Origin of the sequence: Micromonospora sp. CA-248212 (assembly GCF_050948405.1) — a bacterium.
Taxonomy (GTDB): Bacteria; Actinomycetota; Actinomycetes; order Mycobacteriales; family Micromonosporaceae; genus Micromonospora.
Map to the genome: position 1 here is coordinate 1,493,678 of NZ_CP192023.1, position 19,560 is coordinate 1,513,237.

The 19,560-nt window shown below is 69.8% G+C and carries 37 protein-coding genes and 1 pseudogene; 4 read left to right on the forward strand and 34 right to left on the reverse strand.

All coding sequences use genetic code 11. From position 1 onward, the window contains the following. The first annotated feature begins 26 nt into the window (after nt 1-26). Nucleotides 27-473 carry a DUF4240 domain-containing protein gene (locus tag ACQP03_RS07015; protein ID WP_357131033.1) on the forward strand — a complete coding sequence of 149 codons (447 nt, stop codon included), beginning with the start codon at nt 27-29 and terminating at the stop codon, nt 471-473. A gap of 202 nt (nt 474-675) precedes the next feature. Further along, on the forward strand, nt 676-1,353 hold the full coding sequence (locus ACQP03_RS07020; protein ID WP_363660831.1) for a M23 family metallopeptidase: 678 nt from the start codon (nt 676-678) through the stop codon (nt 1,351-1,353). Here ACQP03_RS07020 and ACQP03_RS07025 read toward each other — a convergent pair. The 20 genes and pseudogenes from ACQP03_RS07025 to ACQP03_RS07120 form a co-directional block, all read right to left on the reverse strand. Next, nucleotides 1,274-2,455, reverse strand: coding sequence for an aminotransferase class V-fold PLP-dependent enzyme (locus ACQP03_RS07025; RefSeq protein ID WP_433460600.1), 1,182 nt, complete (start codon nt 2,453-2,455; stop codon nt 1,274-1,276). The genes ACQP03_RS07020 and ACQP03_RS07025 overlap by 80 nt on opposite strands. A gap of 44 nt (nt 2,456-2,499) precedes the next feature. Beyond that, nucleotides 2,500-3,543, reverse strand: coding sequence for a tyrosine recombinase XerC (locus ACQP03_RS07030; RefSeq protein ID WP_433460601.1), 1,044 nt, complete (start codon nt 3,541-3,543; stop codon nt 2,500-2,502). Nucleotides 3,544-3,671: 128 nt separating this feature from the next. Continuing rightward, complete coding sequence (gene dprA, locus ACQP03_RS07035) at nt 3,672-4,868, reverse strand: DNA-processing protein DprA (RefSeq protein WP_433460602.1); 1,197 nt, start codon at nt 4,866-4,868, stop codon at nt 3,672-3,674. Next, nucleotides 4,865-5,329, reverse strand: a pseudogene (locus ACQP03_RS07040) (ATP-binding protein); the annotation flags it as partial. The pseudogene ACQP03_RS07040 and the gene dprA, both read right to left, overlap by 4 nt. 88 nt (nt 5,330-5,417) lie before the next feature. Further along, nucleotides 5,418-5,846: a hypothetical protein gene (locus tag ACQP03_RS07045; RefSeq protein WP_433460603.1), complete on the reverse strand. Its 429-nt coding sequence runs from the start codon at nt 5,844-5,846 to the stop codon at nt 5,418-5,420. Between the two features lie 521 nt (nt 5,847-6,367). Next, complete coding sequence (locus tag ACQP03_RS07050) at nt 6,368-6,814, reverse strand: winged helix-turn-helix domain-containing protein (RefSeq protein WP_357131015.1); 447 nt, start codon at nt 6,812-6,814, stop codon at nt 6,368-6,370. Nucleotides 6,815-7,227: 413 nt separating this feature from the next. Further along, on the reverse strand, nt 7,228-7,443 hold the full coding sequence (locus tag ACQP03_RS07055; RefSeq protein ID WP_433460604.1) for a hypothetical protein: 216 nt from the start codon (nt 7,441-7,443) through the stop codon (nt 7,228-7,230). Beyond that, a complete protein-coding gene (locus ACQP03_RS07060) occupies nt 7,440-7,766 on the reverse strand; it encodes a hypothetical protein (protein WP_357131009.1) in 327 nt (108 codons plus the stop codon). Before ACQP03_RS07060 ends, ACQP03_RS07055 begins: the two co-directional genes overlap by 4 nt. Nucleotides 7,767-7,786: 20 nt before the next feature. Then, a complete protein-coding gene (locus tag ACQP03_RS07065) occupies nt 7,787-8,158 on the reverse strand; it encodes a hypothetical protein (protein WP_357131006.1) in 372 nt (123 codons plus the stop codon). Next, entirely contained in the window at nt 8,155-8,439 is a 285-nt protein-coding gene (locus tag ACQP03_RS07070; RefSeq protein WP_357131003.1) for a hypothetical protein, read from the reverse strand. Before ACQP03_RS07070 ends, ACQP03_RS07065 begins: the two co-directional genes overlap by 4 nt. Before the next feature lie 98 nt (nt 8,440-8,537). Further along, nucleotides 8,538-9,179 carry a hypothetical protein gene (locus ACQP03_RS07075; protein ID WP_357131000.1) on the reverse strand — a complete coding sequence of 214 codons (642 nt, stop codon included), beginning with the start codon at nt 9,177-9,179 and terminating at the stop codon, nt 8,538-8,540. Between the two features lie 72 nt (nt 9,180-9,251). Next, nucleotides 9,252-9,767, reverse strand: coding sequence for a hypothetical protein (locus ACQP03_RS07080; RefSeq protein ID WP_433460605.1), 516 nt, complete (start codon nt 9,765-9,767; stop codon nt 9,252-9,254). Nucleotides 9,768-9,810: 43 nt separating this feature from the next. Continuing rightward, nucleotides 9,811-10,143 (reverse strand): hypothetical protein, encoded by a 333-nt coding sequence (locus tag ACQP03_RS07085; protein ID WP_357130994.1) that lies wholly within the window; start codon nt 10,141-10,143, stop codon nt 9,811-9,813. Between the two features lie 17 nt (nt 10,144-10,160). Further along, on the reverse strand, nt 10,161-10,406 hold the full coding sequence (locus ACQP03_RS07090; protein WP_357130991.1) for a hypothetical protein: 246 nt from the start codon (nt 10,404-10,406) through the stop codon (nt 10,161-10,163). After that, nucleotides 10,400-10,606 carry a hypothetical protein gene (locus ACQP03_RS07095; protein WP_357130988.1) on the reverse strand — a complete coding sequence of 69 codons (207 nt, stop codon included), beginning with the start codon at nt 10,604-10,606 and terminating at the stop codon, nt 10,400-10,402. Before ACQP03_RS07095 ends, ACQP03_RS07090 begins: the two co-directional genes overlap by 7 nt. A 183-nt stretch (nt 10,607-10,789) precedes the next feature. Continuing rightward, nucleotides 10,790-11,242, reverse strand: coding sequence for a hypothetical protein (locus tag ACQP03_RS07100; protein WP_433460606.1), 453 nt, complete (start codon nt 11,240-11,242; stop codon nt 10,790-10,792). Between the two features lie 3 nt (nt 11,243-11,245). Further along, the gene (locus tag ACQP03_RS07105) at nt 11,246-12,064 is read right to left on the reverse strand and encodes a hypothetical protein (RefSeq protein WP_357130982.1); all 819 of its coding nucleotides are present in this window, start codon (nt 12,062-12,064) and stop codon (nt 11,246-11,248) included. 2 nt (nt 12,065-12,066) lie between these two features. Continuing rightward, a complete protein-coding gene (locus ACQP03_RS07110; RefSeq protein WP_433460607.1) occupies nt 12,067-12,312 on the reverse strand; it encodes a hypothetical protein in 246 nt (81 codons plus the stop codon). Between the two features lie 112 nt (nt 12,313-12,424). Next, nucleotides 12,425-12,694 (reverse strand): hypothetical protein, encoded by a 270-nt coding sequence (locus ACQP03_RS07115; RefSeq protein ID WP_433460608.1) that lies wholly within the window; start codon nt 12,692-12,694, stop codon nt 12,425-12,427. A gap of 1 nt (nt 12,695) precedes the next feature. Next, entirely contained in the window at nt 12,696-12,899 is a 204-nt protein-coding gene (locus ACQP03_RS07120) for a hypothetical protein (protein WP_433460609.1), read from the reverse strand. 91 nt (nt 12,900-12,990) lie between these two features. Here ACQP03_RS07120 and ACQP03_RS07125 point away from each other — a divergent pair, with 91 nt between their 5' ends. Together ACQP03_RS07125 and ACQP03_RS07130 are read left to right on the forward strand one after the other, a co-directional pair. Further along, a complete protein-coding gene (locus tag ACQP03_RS07125; protein ID WP_433460610.1) occupies nt 12,991-13,224 on the forward strand; it encodes a hypothetical protein in 234 nt (77 codons plus the stop codon). Nucleotides 13,225-13,282: 58 nt separating this feature from the next. Further along, nucleotides 13,283-13,753 carry a hypothetical protein gene (locus ACQP03_RS07130; RefSeq protein WP_433460611.1) on the forward strand — a complete coding sequence of 157 codons (471 nt, stop codon included), beginning with the start codon at nt 13,283-13,285 and terminating at the stop codon, nt 13,751-13,753. 74 nt (nt 13,754-13,827) lie between these two features. Here the strand turns inward: ACQP03_RS07130 and ACQP03_RS07135 are convergent, their stop codons facing one another. The 14 genes from ACQP03_RS07135 to ACQP03_RS07200 all read right to left on the reverse strand — a co-directional run bounded on the left by ACQP03_RS07135 (nt 13,828) and on the right by ACQP03_RS07200 (nt 19,543). Further along, entirely contained in the window at nt 13,828-14,217 is a 390-nt protein-coding gene (locus tag ACQP03_RS07135) for a hypothetical protein (RefSeq protein WP_433460612.1), read from the reverse strand. A gap of 20 nt (nt 14,218-14,237) precedes the next feature. Next, nucleotides 14,238-14,531, reverse strand: coding sequence for a hypothetical protein (locus ACQP03_RS07140; RefSeq protein WP_433460613.1), 294 nt, complete (start codon nt 14,529-14,531; stop codon nt 14,238-14,240). Next, nucleotides 14,524-15,066: a Panacea domain-containing protein gene (locus tag ACQP03_RS07145; protein ID WP_433460614.1), complete on the reverse strand. Its 543-nt coding sequence runs from the start codon at nt 15,064-15,066 to the stop codon at nt 14,524-14,526. Before ACQP03_RS07145 ends, ACQP03_RS07140 begins: the two co-directional genes overlap by 8 nt. Before the next feature lie 70 nt (nt 15,067-15,136). Then, nucleotides 15,137-15,334, reverse strand: a complete 198-nt coding sequence (locus ACQP03_RS07150; RefSeq protein ID WP_433460615.1) for a hypothetical protein — start codon at nt 15,332-15,334, stop codon at nt 15,137-15,139. 63 nt (nt 15,335-15,397) lie between these two features. Beyond that, nucleotides 15,398-15,925, reverse strand: a complete 528-nt coding sequence (locus tag ACQP03_RS07155) for a hypothetical protein (RefSeq protein ID WP_433460616.1) — start codon at nt 15,923-15,925, stop codon at nt 15,398-15,400. Between the two features lie 35 nt (nt 15,926-15,960). Beyond that, on the reverse strand, nt 15,961-16,560 hold the full coding sequence (locus ACQP03_RS07160; RefSeq protein WP_433460617.1) for an endonuclease domain-containing protein: 600 nt from the start codon (nt 16,558-16,560) through the stop codon (nt 15,961-15,963). Continuing rightward, nucleotides 16,557-17,204: a helix-turn-helix domain-containing protein gene (locus tag ACQP03_RS07165; RefSeq protein WP_357130945.1), complete on the reverse strand. Its 648-nt coding sequence runs from the start codon at nt 17,202-17,204 to the stop codon at nt 16,557-16,559. Before ACQP03_RS07165 ends, ACQP03_RS07160 begins: the two co-directional genes overlap by 4 nt. Nucleotides 17,205-17,294: 90 nt before the next feature. Beyond that, nucleotides 17,295-17,492 (reverse strand): hypothetical protein, encoded by a 198-nt coding sequence (locus ACQP03_RS07170; RefSeq protein WP_433460618.1) that lies wholly within the window; start codon nt 17,490-17,492, stop codon nt 17,295-17,297. 62 nt (nt 17,493-17,554) lie between these two features. After that, on the reverse strand, nt 17,555-17,950 hold the full coding sequence (locus tag ACQP03_RS07175) for a hypothetical protein (RefSeq protein ID WP_433460619.1): 396 nt from the start codon (nt 17,948-17,950) through the stop codon (nt 17,555-17,557). Nucleotides 17,951-18,273: 323 nt separating this feature from the next. Further along, nucleotides 18,274-18,456, reverse strand: a complete 183-nt coding sequence (locus ACQP03_RS07180; RefSeq protein ID WP_433460620.1) for a hypothetical protein — start codon at nt 18,454-18,456, stop codon at nt 18,274-18,276. Then, nucleotides 18,449-18,895, reverse strand: coding sequence for a hypothetical protein (locus tag ACQP03_RS07185; RefSeq protein WP_433460621.1), 447 nt, complete (start codon nt 18,893-18,895; stop codon nt 18,449-18,451). The genes ACQP03_RS07180 and ACQP03_RS07185 overlap by 8 nt, the downstream gene beginning before the upstream one ends. After that, nucleotides 18,892-19,209, reverse strand: a complete 318-nt coding sequence (locus ACQP03_RS07190) for a hypothetical protein (protein ID WP_433460622.1) — start codon at nt 19,207-19,209, stop codon at nt 18,892-18,894. The genes ACQP03_RS07185 and ACQP03_RS07190 overlap by 4 nt, the downstream gene beginning before the upstream one ends. After that, nucleotides 19,206-19,367: a hypothetical protein gene (locus tag ACQP03_RS07195; protein WP_433460623.1), complete on the reverse strand. Its 162-nt coding sequence runs from the start codon at nt 19,365-19,367 to the stop codon at nt 19,206-19,208. Before ACQP03_RS07195 ends, ACQP03_RS07190 begins: the two co-directional genes overlap by 4 nt. After that, a complete protein-coding gene (locus ACQP03_RS07200; RefSeq protein ID WP_433460624.1) occupies nt 19,364-19,543 on the reverse strand; it encodes a hypothetical protein in 180 nt (59 codons plus the stop codon). The genes ACQP03_RS07195 and ACQP03_RS07200 overlap by 4 nt, the downstream gene beginning before the upstream one ends. Between the last annotated feature and the right edge of the window lie 17 nt (nt 19,544-19,560).

The window sequence follows — 19,560 nt, forward strand, 5'->3', positions numbered from 1 at the left end:
TGGTCGACGATTGGTTGAGGATTTCGATGCTTGCAGACGAGGAATTCTGGCGGCTCGTGGCGGTGCTCGGCGGCCAGCCCGAAGTCCAGGACGACCGGCCGTACGAGCGGTTGACCTCCGTGCTGTCGGACGAGCCGGTGGAGCGGATCATCGATTTTGCTGAGACGCTCGCCTTCAAGCTCTATCAGTTGGACCGTCGGGTGCTCGCTCAGGCGGTCCCACCGGGCGCTGATCAACTGACTGAGGACGGCTTCCTGTACGCGCGCTGCGCGGTGGTGGTGGCGGGGCCCGCGGCATTCGATGCCGTGTTGGCCGATCCGGCGGCGTTCACCCGCTTCACCACCGTCGAGGCCGCGCACGCGGATTCGATCCTCGACGTCCCCTCGAACGCCTATCAGAAGCTGACCGGGGTGGAGTGGGACCACGTCGAGGAGTACGACTACGAAACCGGTTCCAACGAACAGTGGTGGTGAGCTGACCCGGGCTCGTCCGAGGATGTCGGGTAGGTGAAAGGGCCTACCCGACGCCTCGGCGAGCCCGGCACGCACAGCAGCTCCCCAGCGCGGCATAGCAGATCATCGGCGCCTCCGGGTGGTCGTCCACAGGGCCGTCTGTTGTCCACAGCTTCGCTGGCCGGGCTGGCGGACGACCCGGCCCCGGGCCGAGGCTGCCGGCATGCGATCGCCATCCGCCACCCGTCTCGGCTCGAACCTCCGTACCGTGCTGCTCTGCGCGGCGTTCCCCCTCGCTCTGATCGTGCAGCTCTGCGGTTTTGCGGTACTTGTCGCGTCGGTGCCCGGTCTGCCACCGACGCCGACCGTGCCGATCGCGTTCGAGCCTCCCGCTCCCACCGAGCGCTTCCGCTGGCCGCTCGACGGGCCACCGCGACTGGTGCGCCGCTTCGACCCGCCACCTGAGCCGTGGCTGTCCGGCCACCGGGGCGTCGACCTGGCCGCCTCGGCTCAAACCGTGGTCCGCAGCGCCGGGCCGGGCACCGTCCTCTTCGTCGGTCTGGTGGCCGGCCGACCGGTGGTCACCGTGGGGCATGCCGGAGGGCTGCGAACCACCCACGAGCCCGTGCGACCCGGGGTACGCCCCGGTCAGGCGGTCGCCGCAGGAGCGCCGCTGGGCGAACTGCTGCCCGGCCACCCCGGTTGCCCGGCCGACGCGTGCCTGCACTGGGGCCTGCGCCGAGGTGCGGAGTACCTGGACCCGCTCGCCCTGCTCGGCCTCGGCCCGGTGCGGCTCCTCCCGCTCGACCCGGTGCGCGGGGTCAGCGCTGGGCGAGCAGCGCCGGCAACCGGGTGGCCAGCCGCTCGTACTCGTCGGCGGCGTTGTAGACCTGGCCGGTGAGTCGCAGCCACCCACGGCCGTTCCAGCTCATCACCGCCACCTCGGCGGCGAGCCGCTCGCCGATGCGCGTCTGCAACGCCCGCGCCGCGTCGCTCGTGGTGCCCGTCCCGGCCGGCAGCGGGATGAGACGCAGCGACACCCCCGGTCCGCCGGGGTCGGGCAGTTGGGCGGGGGGCACCCCCAGAGCGTCCCCCACCACCCGCTGGCCGTACGCGGCGAGCGCGGCGTTGTGTTCCCGTACCCGGTCGACACCGAGGCTGCGCAGCGTGAACAGCCCGGCGGGGGCAGCCAACCACGAGGTGTAGTCGAGGGTGGCCTGCCATTCGATCCGGGCCGGGAAGCCGGACTCCTGCTCCCACGACACCACCAGCGGCTCGATCCGCTCGCGCCACTGCGGGGCGACCGCCAGCAGGGCGGTGCCGCGCGGCGCGTACCCCCACTTGTGCAGGTTGCCCGCCCAGAAGTCGGCGCCGATGCTGGCGACCGTGGTGGCGAGCATCCCGGGGGCGTGCGCGGCATCCACCAGGACCGGCACACCGTTCTCGTGGGCCACCGCCACGATGGCGACCGTCGGGAAGAGCTTTGCGGTGGCCGAGGTGAGCTGGTCGACGACGAGCAGCCGGGTCCGTCCCGGGCGCAGGCCGGCCCGGATGGTCTGCACGATCTGCTCGTCGCCGGCGTCCAGCGGAATCGGCAGCACCCGGCTGACCGCGCCGGTGCGGCGGCACTCCCGCGCGATGGCCAGACTCACCGCCCCGTACCCGTGGTCGGTGCTGACGATCTCGTCACCGGGTCGCAGGCCCATCGACTGGAGCACCACGGCGACGCCGGTGGTGGTGTTGCCGATCAGCGCGCTGCCCTGCGGGTCCGCGCCGAGGAACCCGGCGAGGTGCCGCCGGGTGTGCGCGAGCCGGTCGACGAGCCCCTGGGTGAAGAAGCGCAGCGGGTTGGCCTCCATCTCGTCGCGCAGTCGCTGCTGGGCGCGCTGCACGCCGATCGGCACCGCGCCGAACGAGCCGTGGTTGAGGTGGCTGACCGCCGGGTCCAGGGAGAACAGCAGGCGGGCGCCCGGAATCGGCTCGGGAGGCTGCGGGACGCTCACCGAATGATCGTAACCGTCGGGCGGTCCGGCCGGCCCGCCAGTGATCAGGCGCGGGGGTGCGCCTGGCGGTAGGCGGCGCGCAACCGCTCTACCGACACGTGGGTGTAGATCTGCGTGCTGGCCAGCGACGAATGCCCGAGCAGTTCCTGCACGGCGCGCAGGTCCGCGCCGCCCTCCAGCAGGTGGGTGGCGGCGGAGTGGCGCAGCCCGTGCGGGCTCGTCCGGGGCAGGCCGGCGGCCTCGGCGTACCCGCCGACGATCTGACGCGCCGTGGTCGGGTTGAGCCGACCGCCGCGGGCCCCGAGTAGCAGCGCGTCGCCCGAGTGCGGGGCGACCAGCGCGGGGCGGCCCCGCCGCAGCCACTCGTCGAGCGCCCGCTGCGCCGGCACGCCGTACGGCACCGACCGCTCGCGGCGGCCCTTGCCGAACACCCGGATCACGCGCCGGGCGTGGTCGACGTCCTCGACGTCCAGCCCGCACGCCTCGCTGACCCGTACGCCGGTGGCGTAGAGCAGTTCCAGCAGCGCCCTGTCGCGCAGCGCCACCGCCGCGTCGGTGGTTCCGTCCGTCGTGGGCTCCCCGCCGGGGGCGGACCCCGTCGCGGGCGTGCCGTTTGCGGGCGATCCTGTCGTGGGCGTGCCGGGTGCGGTTGCCGGGTGCCGGGTCGGCGCCTCCAGCAGCGCGGTGGCCTGGTCGGCGCGCAGGACGCCGGGCAGCTCCCGGTGCGCGCGAGGGCTGGCCAGCGCGGCCCCCACGTCGGCGGCGAGCAACCCGGCGCGGTGTGCCCACGCGCTGAACGCCCGTGCCGAGGCGGCTCTGCGCGCCAGCGACGTACGGGCGGCGCCGGTGGTCCGCTGCCGGGCCAACCAGCTCCGCAGGACCGACAGGTCGACCTCGCCCAGGTCGCGGCAACCCATCCGCACCGCGTGGTCGAGCAGCGCGACCACGTCGGTGACGTACGCGCGGACGGTGTGCGCCGACCGGTTGCGAACCTGGGAAAGGTGCCCGGCGAAGTCGTCGACCGCGTCCCGCAGCGGCGGTGGCAGGTTCTGATGAGTGGCCCGGGTGCCCCGGGCGGACCGGCTCACGGCCGCCGCGCCTCTCGCGGCGTCACCGATGCGGTCCGCCGAGCGGCACGCGCACCTTCGCTGGCAGCAGGCACGGCACCAGCGTACGGCCGAGGACCGTGCTCCGCCGGCCACGTCGGCGTCCGCGTTTACCGGCGGTCGGCCGGTCCCTTGGGTTTGTCGACCGGGGCGAGGGCGTAGCCGTCGTCACGTCGTACCACCATGGACAGTTCTTCGAGCAGGGACAGTTTGCGTAGCGCGGTACGCACGTCCAGACCGGCGCGGGCGGCGAGCGTGTCCACCCCCCGTGCGCCCCGGCGGGGCAACGCCTCCAGCACCGACCGGGCATCGTCGTCCAGGTCGTCGGTCGGCCGCTGCGGGCCGCGGGCCGGCGGGGCCAGGTCCGCCCCGATCCGGCCCACCTCCTCGAGCACGTGCGCGACGCCGGTGACCAGCCGGGTCTTGTCGTTCTCGCGCAGCAACTCGTGCGCGCCGACGGACATCGCCGAGGTCACCGGCCCGGGTACCACCATTGCCACCCGACCGGTGTAGATGGCCCGCCGGGCGGTCTGCGTCGCTCCGCTGCGCGCCGACGCCTCCACCACGACGGTGCCCAGCGTGCCGCCAGCGATCACCCGGTTGCGGATCAGGAACCGGGGCCGCAGCGGCTCGGCGCCCGGCGGCCATTCGCTGACCAGCAGCCCGGTGTCGGCGATCCGGTCGAAGAGGGCGGTGTTGCCCATCGGGTACGGCCGGTCCACCCCGCAGGCCAGCACCGCCACGGTGCGGCCCTCGGCGTTGAGGGCGCCCCGGTGGGCGGCGGCATCGATCCCGAACGCGCCACCGGAGACGACCGTCCAGTCCCGCTCGGCCAGCCCGTACCCGAGGTCGGTGGCCACGTGCTGGCCGTAGGCCGTGGCCGCCCGCGCGCCGACCACGGCCACCGAGCGCTCCAACGCCTCACCGAGCGGCCACGCGCCGCGCACCCAGAAGCACAGCGGTGGGGCGGTCTCCACGTCCACGCGACGGGTCAGGTCGGGGAGCCGCAGCGTGCCGAGATCAGCGACCCGGGCCGGCCACTCGTCGTCGTCCGGGGTGACCAGACGCGCGCCGAGTCGATCCGCCCGGTCCAGGGCCTCGGCCGCCGCCGCGCGGGCGTCGCCGGCCGACATCCGGGCGGTCACGGCGGAGGCCAGCCGCCGGTCGGGGCTGCCGCCGTCGAGCAGCAGATCCAGCGTCGCCACCGGCCCCAGCTGCTCGACCAGCGCGTGCACCACGCGGGTGCCGGGCTCGGCCAGCCAGGTCAGCGCCACCCGGGCCAGCCTGCTCTGCTCGTCGGCGCTCATGCCGTCTCTCCTGTCCGTAGCTGGGTCGCCTCTCGGACGTCCTCACGGTCGGGCCGATCCCGACCGTCCAGGTCCGCGATGGTCCAGGCCATCCGGATCACCCGGTCGAAGCCGCGCGCCGAGAGCGAGCCGGAGTCGAGCCGGGCGCGCAGTTCGGCGGTGACCAGCGCCGGTAGTCGCCAGGGCGGGCGGCGCAGGAACGGGCCGTCCACCTCGGCGTTGAGTCGCCGTCCGAGGCCGGCCCAACGGGTGGCCGCCGCGCCGCGTGCCGCCGCGACCCGGGCGGCGACGGTGGCCGAGGACTCGACGTCACCTCCGGACGCCATCAGCTCCGCCGCCCGTACGGGCATCAGCCGCACCTGCACGTCGATCCGGTCGAGCAGCGGCCCCGACAGCCGGCCCAGGTAGCGGCGGCGGGCCACCGGCGTGCACTCGCAGTACGCGTCGCCGGACGGTTTAGCGTGTGTCGACCTGAGGGGTACTCACTGAACAAGGGAGATACAAAGGCGGGGCCAGGTCACCCTAGCCCCGCCGCACCCTCCGAACAGATCAGCTCTGACGGCGCCGCTGACCGCCGATCGCAATCACCTCACCGGTGTCACCCTGCTGCGCCTCCCGCAAGGTGGCAGCGATGCCCTTCCACCGGCCCGTCTCCTGAGCGGCGGCAAGCGAAGACTCGGACACCCGGTCGAGCCGGTCGTTGACGGCGGCGAACCGCATCTCAACGAGATCGCAGAGGCGCTGCACGGCTCGGTCCGCCACGCACTGCACGATCTTCACCGCAGCGAGCAGGCCGACGCCGGTCGTCCACACCGGTGTCAGGCCGATCGACGGCGTGGGCAGCGTGCCGGTGGTGTACAGCGCGAAGTAGAAAGCGAACACGGCGGCGAGGACGGCGGCGGCGATTCCGCAGATGTTGGCGGCGCGCACGTAGCCCGGTGCGGCGTCTGTCGGTTGTGTCTTCCATTCATGGCTCATGAGCGGCTTTGCTCCGATTCGTCGTGGGGAGGGGTCGGAGACGACGTCGCTGGTGGTGGCGTCTCCCCGCCGCGGTCGTCCCGACCGGTGGGGTGCGGCGGTTGGCTCGTGTGCGGTGAGGGCACGCGTGCCGGGCTGGCTTGGGGGTCAGCCTGGTGGTGCGGTGGGCAGCAGGAGGCGTGGCCTTCGTCTGGACTGCGTGGGTGGTGCCATGGCTTCCTCCCCGTGGATGCCGGTGGTAGTACGTGTTACCTGTCGTTCACGTTCTCAAATTGCTTGCTGTGGGAACTATCCGGTGTGCGGGTGGTGCTGTTGCCTTAAAGATCCCTTAAGTCGTGTCCGTTCGGTTGACGGCTGTTCGGGGGTCACGCACGCTGTGACCAGCACCAGTGAGTAGTTGATGTTGCTTGTTTGAGTAGTCGATGCTGCCCGAATCGACGCAGCAAGCAACCCCCGCATGTACGGACATGCTCATGGTGAAAAGGTTCCATGAACGCATATCCCGCCGACGGGACTACTCGTTAGCGTTGCTCACGATCCTGCGCAGGTCCGGGCAGCATCCACCTGTCGCCCGGCAGCAGCTCCGGCGAGTCCACAGCCGAGCGCCACACCACGAACACGGGCACACCCTCACCCATGCCGTCCGGCAGCACATCGTCCAGGCGTTCCCGCTCCGGCGCCGTCGGCATGCGCGTCTCGATCCTCACCACGCTGGTGAGGTCGATCGGGCGCTTGTCGTACACGGGCCGCACCCTCGAAGTTTGGCCCTGACGGGTGACAACCAGGCCCTCGTTGCGGAGGGTGGCGACGGCGAGGCGCACCAGGGCGCGGGACACCCCGTGGGTTTCGCGTAGCCACCGCTCGGAGGGGACGCGGGCTCCGGGGGCTAGCTGCCCGGACATGATCTGTTCACGTAGGACACCCGCCAGCTCCTCTGAGCTGATGTCCGGGGGATCCCGCCTGATCACGTCGGGATTGTGTGTCAACCGCCCAGTGGGGCAGCGGCCGGGCATGTACGGACAAGTTGCCGCAGCTCACGGCCGGGTTGTCGCGGCGGTAGGTATCGGCGGTGAGTGGGCTGCGGAGGCCGTCGAGGTAGGCGGCCAGGAGCCGGGCGTGGTGGTCGCCCGGCTGCGGCGCGGCGGCGAGAGCGGTCACGGCTGGGTCTCGCCCTCAAGTGCGTGGCCTTCAACGTTGTCGTAGTCGACGGAGCATAGGTAGCCGTCGCGGGTGGTGGCGAACAGGTGCTCGCCACAGAACGGCTCACGGCAGCCCTGCCCGGTCGGACCGTCACATCGAAGGTCAGTTTGAGCCGAGCACTCCGGATCTGTGCAGGTGTCCATCTCGCTTCTCCTCTGTTGATCTCGTCCGTAAATGGGAGTTATCGGGTCTGCTCTGCGGACTGGCGGTGACCCTCAGCCACAAGTCGGAACAGCTTCTGCGCGGACTCCCGTGACGGAGTGGTGGTGTTGCCGGCGGCGTGGCAGCCCTTCACGGTGCAGTGCCACGACAGGTACCAGCCGCGCTTGCGTTGCTCGTCGCGGACGATCTCCATGTCGTGGTCGTCCGACTGCGGCACGGCGGCGGGGGCGGTCACGGCTGGGCCTGAACCGCGCGGTCGTGGGCGAGGATCGCCTCGGGTGTCCAGCCGTTGATCCGCAGCTTTGGGGCCGCCTCGTATGCCAAACGGACAGCCGTCTTCTCGTCGAAGCGGTGCGCTGCCTTCCACTCGTCGGTGCGCTCCGACGGGATGGGCTCAAGCTCCCACGTGCCGTCAGCGCCGAGGCAGAGGCGACCACGCAGCACAGCCCACGACCCGGGGCCCCGGTACGCGACCTCGATGGTGAACATGCCCGCGTCGATGTGGTCCTCGGGCAGGGCGCACACGGAGTACTCCGTGGTGCGAACGTCGATCTCCATGGCGGATCTCCTTCGGTGGGTCAGGCGGGCAGGTTGACGGTGTCGGCGAACTCTGCGCACTGCGATGGGGACAGCCGCGACCGTAGGCGTGCCGCGATCTGCGCCCGGGTGGGTTCCGTCCAGCCGTGCCAGCTTTTGCCGGGCACCCACAACTGCGGATGCTCTTGCTTGGCGACACCACACCAGCGGCAACCCATCGGGGAAGGCGCGGACGGGTGCCGCAGCCGCTGGACACGCGCGTTACCCGGCAGGATGCTCGGTGCCGTGTCGCACGGTGACGCCAGCCCGAGCACGTCATGCGGTGGGACAGTGCCGTCCGGCTGGATCACGTCGGGCCGCCCGAAGGCGTGGCAGGCGTTGTCACCCTGGCTGAGGTCGTTGAGGGTGGTCATCGACCCCTCCGCTTCGACGGCTTCACGAACCGTCCGGCACCCGGCCGTTTGAACTCGGCGCGGGTGCCGTGCCCGTTGCGTCCCTGGCAAAGGCAGCCGATCGGACCCCACCCGCCCGTCTCGCGGCGGCAGCCGGGGCAGAACAACTGCACGCAGCACCGGAATCCGCACACCACCCGCACCTCGAAGTGGTTGCCTTTGCGGTCGTCCAGGACGGTGCCGCAGTCGTGGCGGTGGGGCTGGTGCATCAGCCGGTGGAAGCTGTCGCTGGCGCGCTTCATCTCCCCGGTCATACGGCACAACTCGTGGCACTCGTGGGGGAGCGCAGGCCGAGGGGCAGACTCGCACTCCGCGCATCCAGCGACAATCTCAAGGCAGGTCATCGTCCTACCCCCACAGCGGCGTCCAGCAGGTCACGAGCGGCGGTTACCCGTGCGAAAGCTTCAGCGTCGCCGCCGTGGTCGGGATGGGTCCGCCGTGACGCCTGCCGAAACGCGGTCCGGCGCACCTCAGCGTCAGACAGCACCCGCTCAGCGGTCACCCCGGCGTCGGCGTAGCCGGCGAGCAGCCGCGCCGCATCATCGGCGGTCATCTGCCCGTCGGGGGAGCCAGCCGGCAGGGCGTTCCAACCTCGGTACTGTTCGCCCGACTTCGACACCCCGTACCGGTCCACTGCGCGCAGCGCTTGCAGGGAAAGGGCCACCGCGCGGACGTTGGCCTGCCAGTGGGCGTACTCGTCGGTGGCGTACGTCAGCGGGCCGTGCTTCGACTCGAACGACACCTTGACGCCGGGGAAGTTCACCTTGGCGTTGGCGCGGAGCATCCCGTCGCGGCGCAGGTCCGCTTCGGTGGCGTCCACCTGAATGACAACCAGGCGAGCACCCAGCAGCACGGTTTCCCGTGCGATCAGGTCGAGAGTTGCCGACCATGGGGCGCGGAAGGCTGAGCCGGACTGGCGGTTGCGGGTGACAGGTCCGATCCACGGACCAAGGGGGCGTATCTCGTAGCGCTGGTCTGCCATGTTGGGACTCCCTGGTGGTCTGGTCGGCTGCCGCTCGCGCCGGACACGGGTTCCGGTGCGGCGGTACGCCGGTCAGGCCGTGCGGGCGTGCTCCCACGCGGCGTCGTCGTCCAAGAACGCTTCGTCGTCCAGGAAAATCGGCTCAACGAACGTCCGCCCCCGGTTGTAGTGCGGGATCGGGTCACCGCCCCGACGCGGCACCAGCACGCGTTCGCCGCCGCTGTGCTCGTTGCCAGCCTTGTCGTAGTAGCGGTCCTCCCACGAGTCGTCGAAGTCGCCGGCCGGGGCGTCCGGCTGGGTGACGCCCAACTCACGCATGTCATCGACACTGAGGTCGCTGTAGGTGCACTCCACGGCCGCGGTCACGTCGTAAACCTCGGGGTGGTCGAGGTGGTTGTAGGCGGTGTGGATCTCGTTGAGGCACGCCACCATGCGTTCCTGCCAGTCGACGGGCATCGACTGCATGAGGGAGCGGTTGAGGACGAGGTAGTTAGAGTAGGTCAGCTCGAACCAGCCGTGGACGGGGCCGTTGAGGCGGGCGTTCTGCTCCTCGGGGCTGATGCTGGTGGTGGTCTGCTGGTCGGTCATGCGGTGCTCCGTTCGTGTGCTGGCGGGTAGTTGAGTACGCCCATCAGGCCGGGTGCGGTCCGGGCACCTGGCACGACACGTACACGGTGCGACCCAGCCAGCGGCCGTACACGCTGCCCTCCGCGTTCGTGCCGTACTCGTGGAACGGGTCACCTTCGGCCGGGGTGTAGGTGATGTCGCCGTAGCCGACGGTCGCGCCGACGTGCGCCGCCCACCGGTCGACATCGGCGGGGGTGTTCAGCCCAAGGTTGACGAACGGGCCGTGGTTGCCGTGGTTGGCACCGACGGTTTTCCGGGCGGGTTGCGGCAGGCCGTCGGCGACGGCGGTGTTGATGGCGGTTTCCACCTCGGCGAGGGTGGCTGCGGTGTCGGTCATGTGGTGTCTCCGTTCCGTCAGGTGGCAGGAATGGCGATGTTGCGGGCTGCGGCGTACTGGGCCAGGTCGAGGCGCAGGAACGCGACAGCCTCCCGGATTTGCTGGTGGGCGGCGCGAACGTCCCGGCCCGACTCGATGGGCACGTCGTGGTGCTCGCGCACAAGTCGGTCGATCTGGTCGGTGCGGTCGTAGCGGGCGAGCCGGTCAAGCTCCCCGTCGATCAGCCGGATGGCGGTTTCGGTGATCTCCTGGTCGGTCAGCATGCGGTACCTCCGTCCGTCGGTTGGGTGCCGCCCTCACTGGCGGCGTTGGTCTTGTCGGCGAGCAGTTGCGTCAGCCAGCGCACCTCGGCGTTGGCCCTGGCGGCAGCCTCTTGGGCTTTGCGCAGGTACGCGGCGACGGCCTCCGGGGCGGCGTACTCGGCGAACGCTGCCCGGTTCTTGATCACCGGCATGTCAGGCACGCCTCGCCCGCACGTCGTCCTTGTGCTGCCTGTGCCACCGCTTCCGGGCGTTCGCGCCATGCAGCACCTCGGACTGCTCCCCGCACGAACAGACGGCAGGTCCGCAGCAGGCCGAGCCACTGTTGTAGTTGATGCGGCCCTCATTGGGGAGGGTGTGGCCGGCAAGTCGATTCGACTTCATGGTCAGTCCCACGTCTCGTCGTACACCTCGGCCGCAGCCTTGTACCCGGCCGACTCGGCGGCGCCCACGTCCGGGGCGTCAACGACCCGCTCCCAGCGGTGCGACAGCATCGACTCGTACCGGCCGTGCACCGTGTGCTCCCCGGCAACAACAGCGCGCACGTCGTGGGTGGCGCACACACCGTTGGTGGCGGTGCCGATGACCGTCCACCGGTCGACGACGATCGGCGGGCCGTTGTTGGGGTCGCGGTTGGTGGCGATGTTGCCGGCGATCCGGAACGCCTCACGGACCACGTCGAATGCGGCGTCAGCCGTGTCGGCGGTGACGGTGGCGGCGTGGATGCCGAACCCGGCGACGTCGGCGCGGCCCTCGATGGCGGCGAATGGGTGACCGGTGCAGGCGTCGTTGAGGCCACCAAGGCGCTCAACGGTGGAGATCACAGTCCAGGTGGGCATCGGTTAGTCCTCGTTATCGGGCAGGGCGGCAACCGCGCGGGTTGATGTCGGGGCGTACCTTTGATGGACATCGTCGGGAATGTTCAGGCAGTGGTGCGGCAGGTTGACGGTCTTCCCGTACCGGGCGGTCGCCTCGGCGAGCACCACCAGCGCGTTGGTGGACTCTTCGATACCGAGCAGGTGGAAACCGGTCAGGCGGACGTTGCCGACCCCCGCCTCAGCCCACCGTTCGGTCAAGCCGCAGTAACCGCACGTCATCGCACCCGTGCCAGGGTCGATCTCGAACTCCCCGTCGGCCAGTTCGGGTTCCGGCCGGGGCTCCGGTCGACGGGTGCACTCAACCGGCCAGCGACCGGTGTGGTGTCGCCACTGCCCGTCAGCGTGAATCCTCGGCTGCCGGCAATCAGGGCAGGCGTCCGCACCGGTGATGGCGGCCACCTCGTACCGCACACCGGGGTTGGGGTGGGACCGGTAGAGGTCGGCGGTCAGCGCCTCAGCCTCGGAGGGGGTGCCGCAGGTGGTGTGGATCGACCTTCGGGTGCCGGCGGCCCGCACCTTGGCGGCACTAACGTACGCCTCGTCTCGGCGCTGCACGCCGATGTGACGGTGCCGCTTCGGCCACGCCGCGAGCTGGGTGTCGCCTTCCACCTCGATTGCCTTGGCCCACAAGTTGGGGTCCTCAACGATCCACAGGACGACGTGCGAACCCAGGCGCTCATCGACCGGGCGTCCCGTGTCGGCGTAAACCTCACGGCCGTCGTGCTCGTAGGTGCGGGCCTGTCGACGGGGTGCGGTCCAGTTGCCGGGCAGGGTGACGTTCATGGTCAGTCCTCCGGGTCGCAGATGACGCAGTCGACGGCTGCGGTGGTCGGGTGGTTGACGCACACCATCAGCGTTTCGATCGACGGCCGGGCGGGTGCGTGGGCGGCCAGGATCCGCTCCATGGCTGCGTAGCCGTACGGGTCTTTGGTGGTGTCGACGTACTCGACGAACACGCTGTTGACGAACACGGCGTAGGGGGTGCCGGCCATACCGCAGGCGTCCTGGTGGGCGAAAGGCTGGCGGGTCACTTCCGCCGCCGATTCGACAGCCAGTAGTACCAGCGGCCAGTGCGCGTCCACCGCCAGCGCCAGCCGATCGGGCTCGGCTTGCCGGCCGGGTACCAGTAGCAGCGTTCGATCTTCATGAAGCCTCCTTGGCGGTGCGGGCGATGGAAGCCAGCACGTCGAGCTGCGCGGCGACGGTCAGTGCCTCGCCAGTCAGGTCGTTGATCTCTTGGACGATCTGGGTGTAGTCGTCAATCGACTTGCCACCGTCCATGGACTTGGCGATCCGATCGCCTTGCTGCTGGATGCGCTCGATGAGTCGGCGCAGGCGTGCGCGCACGCCGTCAATGCCGGTGAACCGAGCGGCCTGGGCCACCCGATCGAGGTCTTCTGCGGCTAGGGCCATGTCAGGCGGCCTCGACGTCGGCGAGGGCGTCCCAGTGGGCGACGAGCGCGGCGTGAGCGGACTCGGCGGCTCCCTTGGTGGCCCAACGGGTGGTGCCGTCGAGGGTGACACCGGGGCTGGTGCTGCGGACGGGGATCCCGTGGCACTTCTCGACCTGCTGGCCGCCAAAGTGCCAGCCCTTGCACGCTCCGCAGTAGATCGCCATCGAGGCTCCCGACTAGACTCGTTATGTGGACTCCACTTATAGTATCGCAGGGAGGTGAAATGTGGAAGCCACAACGTGCCAGACTGATCAAATGCCCGACCGCCACCGCGACCCGACCGTCACCGCGCGCCCGACGCAAGAGGTGAAAGACGCTGCGGGGGACGCCCTGGATGCTCACGGGTGGACCATTGCGGAGGCGGTCATTGCCGCACTTTCGTGGATCATCGAGGACCCGGGCAGGGCAATCGCGCAGCTTGCGCCGTTCCGGCCGCCACCCAAGAAGTCGGGCCGCCCACCGAAGAAGCGCGACCAGTCGCCTACCTGACACCGCCGTATCCGGTCGGCGGGTGCCCAACGCGTAACCAACTCACCACCATGACCGGGTGAGCAAACTGAATCAGAAGCAGAAGATCGGCCTCGGCCTCGCCGCACTCGTCGGCCTGTGCTGCTGCGGCTCCGGCATCGGCAACGCACTCGGCGGCAACGAGCCCACCGCCAGCCCGAAACCGTCCGCGACGGTGCGTGTCGATCAGCTCGCCGACGTCCCCACCGCCAGTCCTGACGCTCCCACGCCCACTGATGTGGCGGTCGCGCCCACCTCAACGCCGCCCCGCAAGCTGTCGCCGAAACCGTCCGCCACGTCCAAGTCGCCGACACGGCCCGCACCGGCGAAGACAACGAAGCCGCCCACCCGCAAGGCGTCCCCGACACCCACCAAGGCCAGCGTCAGGCAGGGCGTGCACCCTGGGTCGTTCTGCACGCCGCAGGGGGCCCGAGGTGTGACCGTCACCGGCAAGGCGATGGTGTGCACCACCACGGCAGCGGACGACAAGAAGCGGTGGCGGGCCGCCTGAGCGTGGACGCGACAGAGCCCCAGGCGGTCGAGTCGGTACGCCTGGGGCTCTAAGTGATTAAACGACGGGTGTCGCTACCTGGTTGCGGCAAGGATCGACGCGAACAGCTCCGACCCGTCCACGAACACGACCCGCATGCCGCCCGGCTTCGAACTGCCGCCCCACTGCGCGTACGTCTCCGCAGACTTGATGCGCGGCATGCCCACCTCGGCGACGGTCCGGACGATCGCCTCAGCCCAACCCACCGGGTCGGTCGGGGACGCGTCCACGCTCGGGACGACACCCACGTCGGCCGGGTCGAGCGGAGCGGCTTTCTGATCCCCGCCGACGAGTTGCAGATGCACCCGCCCAGCCAGCGTCAGGCCCACGGGTTTCGGCCCGCCACCGGTCGACCAACGGGCCACCTGACCCGCCCACGGCTGCGCGCCCAGCACCCCGGCGAGCCAGCCCTCAAACTCGCGCACGATCATCTACGCCCCCGGCTTCATGTTGGCAGCGACAGCGGGACGATGCTGTTGCACGCCACCGTCCGCTCCCGTTCGTGAACGAAATACGAGCACACCACCACCGTGTCGTCGCGCAGCGACAGCGGCACATGCCCCCACCACAGGTTGTCGAAGCCCTGCTCCCGGCGCACACCTTGGAAGGGATCTTCGAAGCGGGACAGCACCCACGCCGTCACCAGGTTGATCAAATCTTGGTCGGGGTCGAACTCGGAAATCCACAGGTCAAGGTGCCGGTCGAAGCCGCGCAGCACCCACAAGGTCGGGTCAGGCACCCGCCGTCATCCTGGCCCGCAGCACGTCAACGCTGTCCAAGTCACCCGGCTGGTGGGCGGCGGACGTCTCGTACAGCCAGTCCCGTACCTGAACGGTGTCGAACGCCGGCCCGTCGACCGCCGCCCCGGCGGTGCGGAAGTAGTCGCGGATCCAGTCGTGGCGGATGGCGACGCTGCCGCCGGGGGATCTGCTGGTGTTCGCCAACTGCCACGGCGTCTCACTGTGGGTGAGGTGTTCCAGGTCGTTGCCGGTGAGGTTGCCGTAGCGGGAGATGACGTAGCCGATCGTGTTCAGCTCGGCCTCACCAAGGCGCGCGTCGACGACGGGAATGTCCCCGTCTTTCTCCTGCCGCCACAGGGCGCCGACGACGGGGCCCATGTCCCAGGCGGCGATCGTCTCGCCGAACAGGGGTCGGTCGAAGGTCGCCAGGTGGTGCCCTTGGCAGTAGTAGAGCAGTTTGTGCAGCTTCTTCGTGCCGAGGTCGGGGAGGCGTCGGCGAAGTTCGGCGGCGATGCTGTGGGCTGTGGCGGCCATGCGCCCAGTCTACGAGCAGGGCGGACATTCATGGCAGGGCGAAACGGGTCGACTGCTGGTTGAGGTGCGGTCAGCAGTGCTCTAGCGGCAGTTGGTCGTCGTCTGCCGGCCATTCGAGGACGACATGCACGATCGGGTCGCCGTCGGCGCGCTTGCGCTTGCGGCGGGCGGACTGCTTGGCGGCGGCGATGGTGCTGCTGCGGCGGCTAGCCCACACGTGGTAGGGCACGACATACCGGAATCCATCGGTGCGCGTCTCCGTCGCCATGCGTTGATTGTGCGACTACAAGAAGGCTTTTGTCTATTTCTGAACGCTGCTAGCTGCCCGCAGTCAGCGACCGACCCGGCGGGCCGCGACCAGCATCACCATCGCGGACGGAATCAGACACGCCAACACCACGAGAAGTAGAACGCCGTGCACCACCGGCGGGCCCATGCCCTCAATCGCCATGATCGCCTCCGCGCCAATGGCGCCCGAGGCCACAAACCCGAGTATGGCTGCCACCCGGAACCGGTTCTTCTGCCACCACGACCGCTGATGGTGGTCGACGGCCGCGGCGAGCAGCCTGCGCGCCGGACCTGGCTTGGGCTCCACGTCGAGGCGGGTGTTAGCCCGCCACACTCGGGCGGCGTCGCAGACCGTTTGCGCTGCCGCATCACCACCGCCACGGTTCGCCCGGACCGCACCGATCAGCCGCAGATCGGCACCGGTGGTGTGCCCGGTCGCAGCCTCGTCGGGCTGGTCGGCGACCGCCCACAGCAGCGCCGCAAGACGCACGTCCTCAACGGTGGTGGGCTTTCCGGTCTCCACCTTCGCCATGATCACTCTAAGGCGGTGATCCAGGTCGTCGATCCGCACAGGTGTCACCTCGCACCGGTCAGGGGCGGTCAGTGTTACATCGGCGGGAGGGTCAACGGTTCCCCTTGTTGACTGGCAGGTAGCCCGCCGGTCGGACCGGGGGTGGTCAGTCGCTTGTGGGCTTCATGCAACGGATGGGCTGGGTCACAGATCCGGCACTTGCACGGCTGAGGCCATTTGGCGACCTTCCGACGGTGCACGGCCTCAACGAGCTGCCGGCGGGCCGGATCGGTCGGGTCGCAGCCGGCACGGGCAAGGTAGGCAACTGCGGCCGGCTGCCACCACGCAAGGTCAGGGTCGTGAGCCCGCCAACCCCACAACTCCAACTCACCCAACCAGCCATTGCAGCCGGAGCACAGCAGGCCGCGCACACACCGGCCGCAGGCACTGCGATGGTCGATACAGCAAACGTGGTCGTGGTCGACGAACAGGGGCGCAGCGTCCCAACCACGCAGGTTTCCCCGACCGCAGATGCCGCACACCCCGTCTTGGGCGTCGCGCAGCTCCCGATACCGCTGAGGGGTGAGCCGGTGCCGGGTGAGCGCTTTGCGGGGCAGTTCGATGCAGCACACATCCCACGCCGGCACGTCGCCGAACCCCGCGATGAACCGGACGCCCGGCGCGACGCCGGTCACCGGTGGGCGCTCTCCAACCTCTGCGCGGCGCGGATGGCTTCCCGAACCTGGCCGATCAGCATCCTCGCCTCTTCCTCCAACGCGGCCTCCATGTCCGCTCGCCTCGCGGACATGTGGGCCACCAGCAGCCCTTCCGCTTTCGCCGGCAACCCGGCCTCCAACACCACAGTCACTTCTGGTGTCCCACCGATAGGCGGGTTTGACAGTTCAACCGGCTCGCCGCCGTCGAGGATGCTTTGGATGCTGCCGGCGTCCCACTGCAACGCCCGCTCCAACGTGGCGGCGGTGCGGGACGTCAACGCCCCCGGGTGGGCGTTCTCCACCTTCGCGACGGTGCGCAGGGCGATTGGCCCACGGTCGGCGAGTTGCCGCTGGCTGAGCCCCAACGCGATCCGCCGTTTCCGGGCGCCGCGACTCAGCAGCACCGACGGGTCGGGCGGTGCGGGCTGTTCGGCGGGATCTGGTGGGGGGATGGCAACGGCGGGGCAGGGGAACGGCACGGGGGTGAGTGGCCGGCCTTCGGGGCTGTAGGAGCAGCCGCGGCAGATGAGTGTGGTGGTGTTGGGGAAGTCGTGGGGTATCCACGGGTCGTGAAAGGGCGGGGCGGAGTGGGCGGGTGGTGCGCTGCGGTTTCTGCGGACCATAGGCCACCCCCGAACATCCGTTGATCAACGAACGGCCAGGTTAGCGCCTTGTGAGCGGTGGCGACAGGTTCGTTCGGGCTGCACGCCCGGTCAGTCGTCGGCGGCGGGCACCTCAACGTCCCGCCAGTGCAGGTGGTTGAGGGTGAGGCCGAGGATGCGCACCGCCGCGCTGACCGGGATCGCCCAGTAGACGCCATGGAACGCCGGGTACATGCCGGCGAGGATGACGGCGGTAGCACCACCCCACCCGATGCCGGTCTGAACGGGTTTGCTGTCGGCGCCGGCCATCCGGTGTCTCCTCACGTGGGGGAACGTCTCGGAGACACACCGTAGGCGGTTGGTGCCGGTGTTCAGGTCAGCGACTTGGTTGTGTCCGCCTGGCCGTCAAGCTGGTTGCGCAGGTCGTTGATGGTGCGCACGAAGTCTTCCACCGGGTGCGTGTCGAGGTGGGCGCGGCAGGCGTCGTCGTCGGCTTGGGTCGCGGCGGCCATGGCGGCGCTGACGTCGAATCCACGGCGATCTGGGGCAAGCTGAATGAGGTGCCCGAACTGGTTGGGATCGGTGCGCACATGATCCCAGCGGCAGCCTTCGACCGGGCAGTGCATGACCTCGGTTGCAAGGCCGCGCGTCGCCCGTTCCACGATCCGCCTGGCCGTCTCATCGGACACGCCAGCACGTGCGGCCACCGCCTCGGGGGTGCCCAGCGACGACGCGGCGATCAGACGCTCAATGGGCAAGTCAGTCATGAGTTCCCCGAAACTCGGGGCGCGTCGGGTACAGCCACCGCTTCGGCTCGCGGTCGTTCGGGAACCAGCCCTCAGCCTCTCGGCCTGGCAGCATCCGATCGTGCCACCACTGCGGGCGTCCGTTGAGCCAACTGTCCGCGTCGGCGCAGACGAGGCACGTCCAAATCTCGACGGGCACCGGAACTGACTCGTCGACGTACCGGACTCGGGTGGCGCGTCGACCGCAGGGGCAGCCAGCTCGGCGGACGCGTCGATTGCGCTTCCGCTGCCGCCGGTCTTGCGTGGACCTCGTGAGCGCTTGCGTCAGACGCTCGACCGGGGAGTTAGTCACAGCGATCCTCCGGGCTGGTCGTGTGGAGAACTACCGCCCGGTTCAAACGGGCCATCGCCCGAGCGATCGTCTCGCCTGGCAGCACCTCGTCCGCTTCAACGGTTGAAGCGATCACCACCACGTCGGACGGCACGTCAGACAGGTGGATCAGACGCTCAATGGGGGAGTCAGCCACGGTGCCACTCCTCATCCGGAACGGGGAAGTCGAAGAACGGCACCTGGCGGATCGAAGCTCGGGGAATCTCGAACATGATCACGCGGGGTGTTAGTTCGGTGATGGTGCCGTCCGCGATGAGCATCCTGGCGGGATCGTAGGCAACGATCGGTAGCCCCAGCGCCGGGCGGGGGAGCCCTGGGAAGTCCCAGCTCGCGATGTTGTCGCCCGACCGGCCGTAGATCATCGGGTCCTCGTCGCTGTGCTGGCCGAGGTGGAGGACGTTGACGCGCAGCGGCCCGACACGATCAGGTCTGGGAGGCTGCCAGCCGCGCCGGATCAACTCGTTGAGAATGCGTCCGGCAGCCACGTCGGGGCGCGCGTCTGGTGCGGCAACGAGCAGGCTGCCGACGGCTTCTTGTTCGCCGAGTAGCCCTTGGATGCTGAGGCGACTGGTCACGGCAGTGTCTCCCGTCCGGGGTCGGGCAGGTACGCCACGCGCACCATCGCCATGCCTTGCGGTGACGTGCCGACGGCGGCCGGATGGTTCGGCTTGCAGAGGCAGCACACGCGCGGTTGGTCGGGTCGGATCTTCACTTCGGCGGGACGGGACTCGCGCCACCAGTGCCCGCAGCCGCCGAGCACGAGAACGCGGACCGGTTCGTCGCCTGTTGCGTCGGCAGTTCTGACGGCGTCGCCGATGGCGGTAACGGCCTTGCCGAGGGTGGTTGCTGCGGTGGCCACGGCCAGGGCGTCGCGAGGTGATGGCGTCATGCGGCGAGTCCTTCCCGGATGAGTGGCGTGTCGGCGTGCGCCTTGTCGTTGAAGTTGCCGGCGACGATCAGGTAGCCGCAGGCCGCGCATTCGAGCACGGCATTGTCGGGTGGGGCGTCGAACCAGACCAGCGGGCCGGGGCACGGGGCGTCGGTCATGTCAGGCTCCCGTTGCAGGTGAGGCTGTGCGCCTTCAGCTCGATCATGTCGCCGAGCACGGTCGCTTGCAGCTCGCCATCGTCGGCCCGGCCGGCAACCTCAGCCCACACGGTAATCGGGAGCGGTGTGTTGCAGTCCGGGCAGGACACGATCACTTCGACGGTCGGCGCGGTCACGGCCGCACCTCTTGCAG

What these genes read in the sequence shown, in the direction of transcription:
- dprA (WP_433460602.1), bottom strand. Translation starts at nt 4,868, where the DNA reads ATGAGCGCCGACGAGCAGAGCAGGCTGGCCCGGGTGGCGCTGACCTGG.
- ACQP03_RS07085 (WP_357130994.1), bottom strand. Translation starts at nt 10,143, where the DNA reads ATGACCGACACCGCAGCCACCCTCGCCGAGGTGGAAACCGCCATCAAC.
- ACQP03_RS07145 (WP_433460614.1), bottom strand. Translation starts at nt 15,066, where the DNA reads ATGGCCGCCACAGCCCACAGCATCGCCGCCGAACTTCGCCGACGCCTC.
- ACQP03_RS07120 (WP_433460609.1), bottom strand. Translation starts at nt 12,899, where the DNA reads ATGGCGATCTACTGCGGAGCGTGCAAGGGCTGGCACTTTGGCGGCCAG.
- ACQP03_RS07190 (WP_433460622.1), bottom strand. Translation starts at nt 19,209, where the DNA reads ATGACGCCATCACCTCGCGACGCCCTGGCCGTGGCCACCGCAGCAACC.
- ACQP03_RS07070 (WP_357131003.1), bottom strand. Translation starts at nt 8,439, where the DNA reads ATGAAGCGCGCCAGCGACAGCTTCCACCGGCTGATGCACCAGCCCCAC.
- ACQP03_RS07125 (WP_433460610.1), top strand. Translation starts at nt 12,991, where the DNA reads ATGCCCGACCGCCACCGCGACCCGACCGTCACCGCGCGCCCGACGCAA.
- ACQP03_RS07150 (WP_433460615.1), bottom strand. Translation starts at nt 15,334, where the DNA reads ATGGCGACGGAGACGCGCACCGATGGATTCCGGTATGTCGTGCCCTAC.
- ACQP03_RS07015 (WP_357131033.1), top strand. Translation starts at nt 27, where the DNA reads ATGCTTGCAGACGAGGAATTCTGGCGGCTCGTGGCGGTGCTCGGCGGC.
- ACQP03_RS07170 (WP_433460618.1), bottom strand. Translation starts at nt 17,492, where the DNA reads ATGGCCGGCGCCGACAGCAAACCCGTTCAGACCGGCATCGGGTGGGGT.
- ACQP03_RS07065 (WP_357131006.1), bottom strand. Translation starts at nt 8,158, where the DNA reads ATGACCACCCTCAACGACCTCAGCCAGGGTGACAACGCCTGCCACGCC.
- ACQP03_RS07165 (WP_357130945.1), bottom strand. Translation starts at nt 17,204, where the DNA reads ATGGTCCGCAGAAACCGCAGCGCACCACCCGCCCACTCCGCCCCGCCC.
- ACQP03_RS07100 (WP_433460606.1), bottom strand. Translation starts at nt 11,242, where the DNA reads ATGCCCACCTGGACTGTGATCTCCACCGTTGAGCGCCTTGGTGGCCTC.
- ACQP03_RS07060 (WP_357131009.1), bottom strand. Translation starts at nt 7,766, where the DNA reads ATGGAGATCGACGTTCGCACCACGGAGTACTCCGTGTGCGCCCTGCCC.
- ACQP03_RS07105 (WP_357130982.1), bottom strand. Translation starts at nt 12,064, where the DNA reads ATGAACGTCACCCTGCCCGGCAACTGGACCGCACCCCGTCGACAGGCC.
- ACQP03_RS07090 (WP_357130991.1), bottom strand. Translation starts at nt 10,406, where the DNA reads ATGCTGACCGACCAGGAGATCACCGAAACCGCCATCCGGCTGATCGAC.
- ACQP03_RS07115 (WP_433460608.1), bottom strand. Translation starts at nt 12,694, where the DNA reads ATGGCCCTAGCCGCAGAAGACCTCGATCGGGTGGCCCAGGCCGCTCGG.
- ACQP03_RS07075 (WP_357131000.1), bottom strand. Translation starts at nt 9,179, where the DNA reads ATGGCAGACCAGCGCTACGAGATACGCCCCCTTGGTCCGTGGATCGGA.
- ACQP03_RS07045 (WP_433460603.1), bottom strand. Translation starts at nt 5,846, where the DNA reads ATGAGCCATGAATGGAAGACACAACCGACAGACGCCGCACCGGGCTAC.
- ACQP03_RS07175 (WP_433460619.1), bottom strand. Translation starts at nt 17,950, where the DNA reads ATGACTGACTTGCCCATTGAGCGTCTGATCGCCGCGTCGTCGCTGGGC.
- ACQP03_RS07080 (WP_433460605.1), bottom strand. Translation starts at nt 9,767, where the DNA reads ATGACCGACCAGCAGACCACCACCAGCATCAGCCCCGAGGAGCAGAAC.
- ACQP03_RS07195 (WP_433460623.1), bottom strand. Translation starts at nt 19,367, where the DNA reads ATGACCGACGCCCCGTGCCCCGGCCCGCTGGTCTGGTTCGACGCCCCA.
- ACQP03_RS07020 (WP_363660831.1), top strand. Translation starts at nt 676, where the DNA reads ATGCGATCGCCATCCGCCACCCGTCTCGGCTCGAACCTCCGTACCGTG.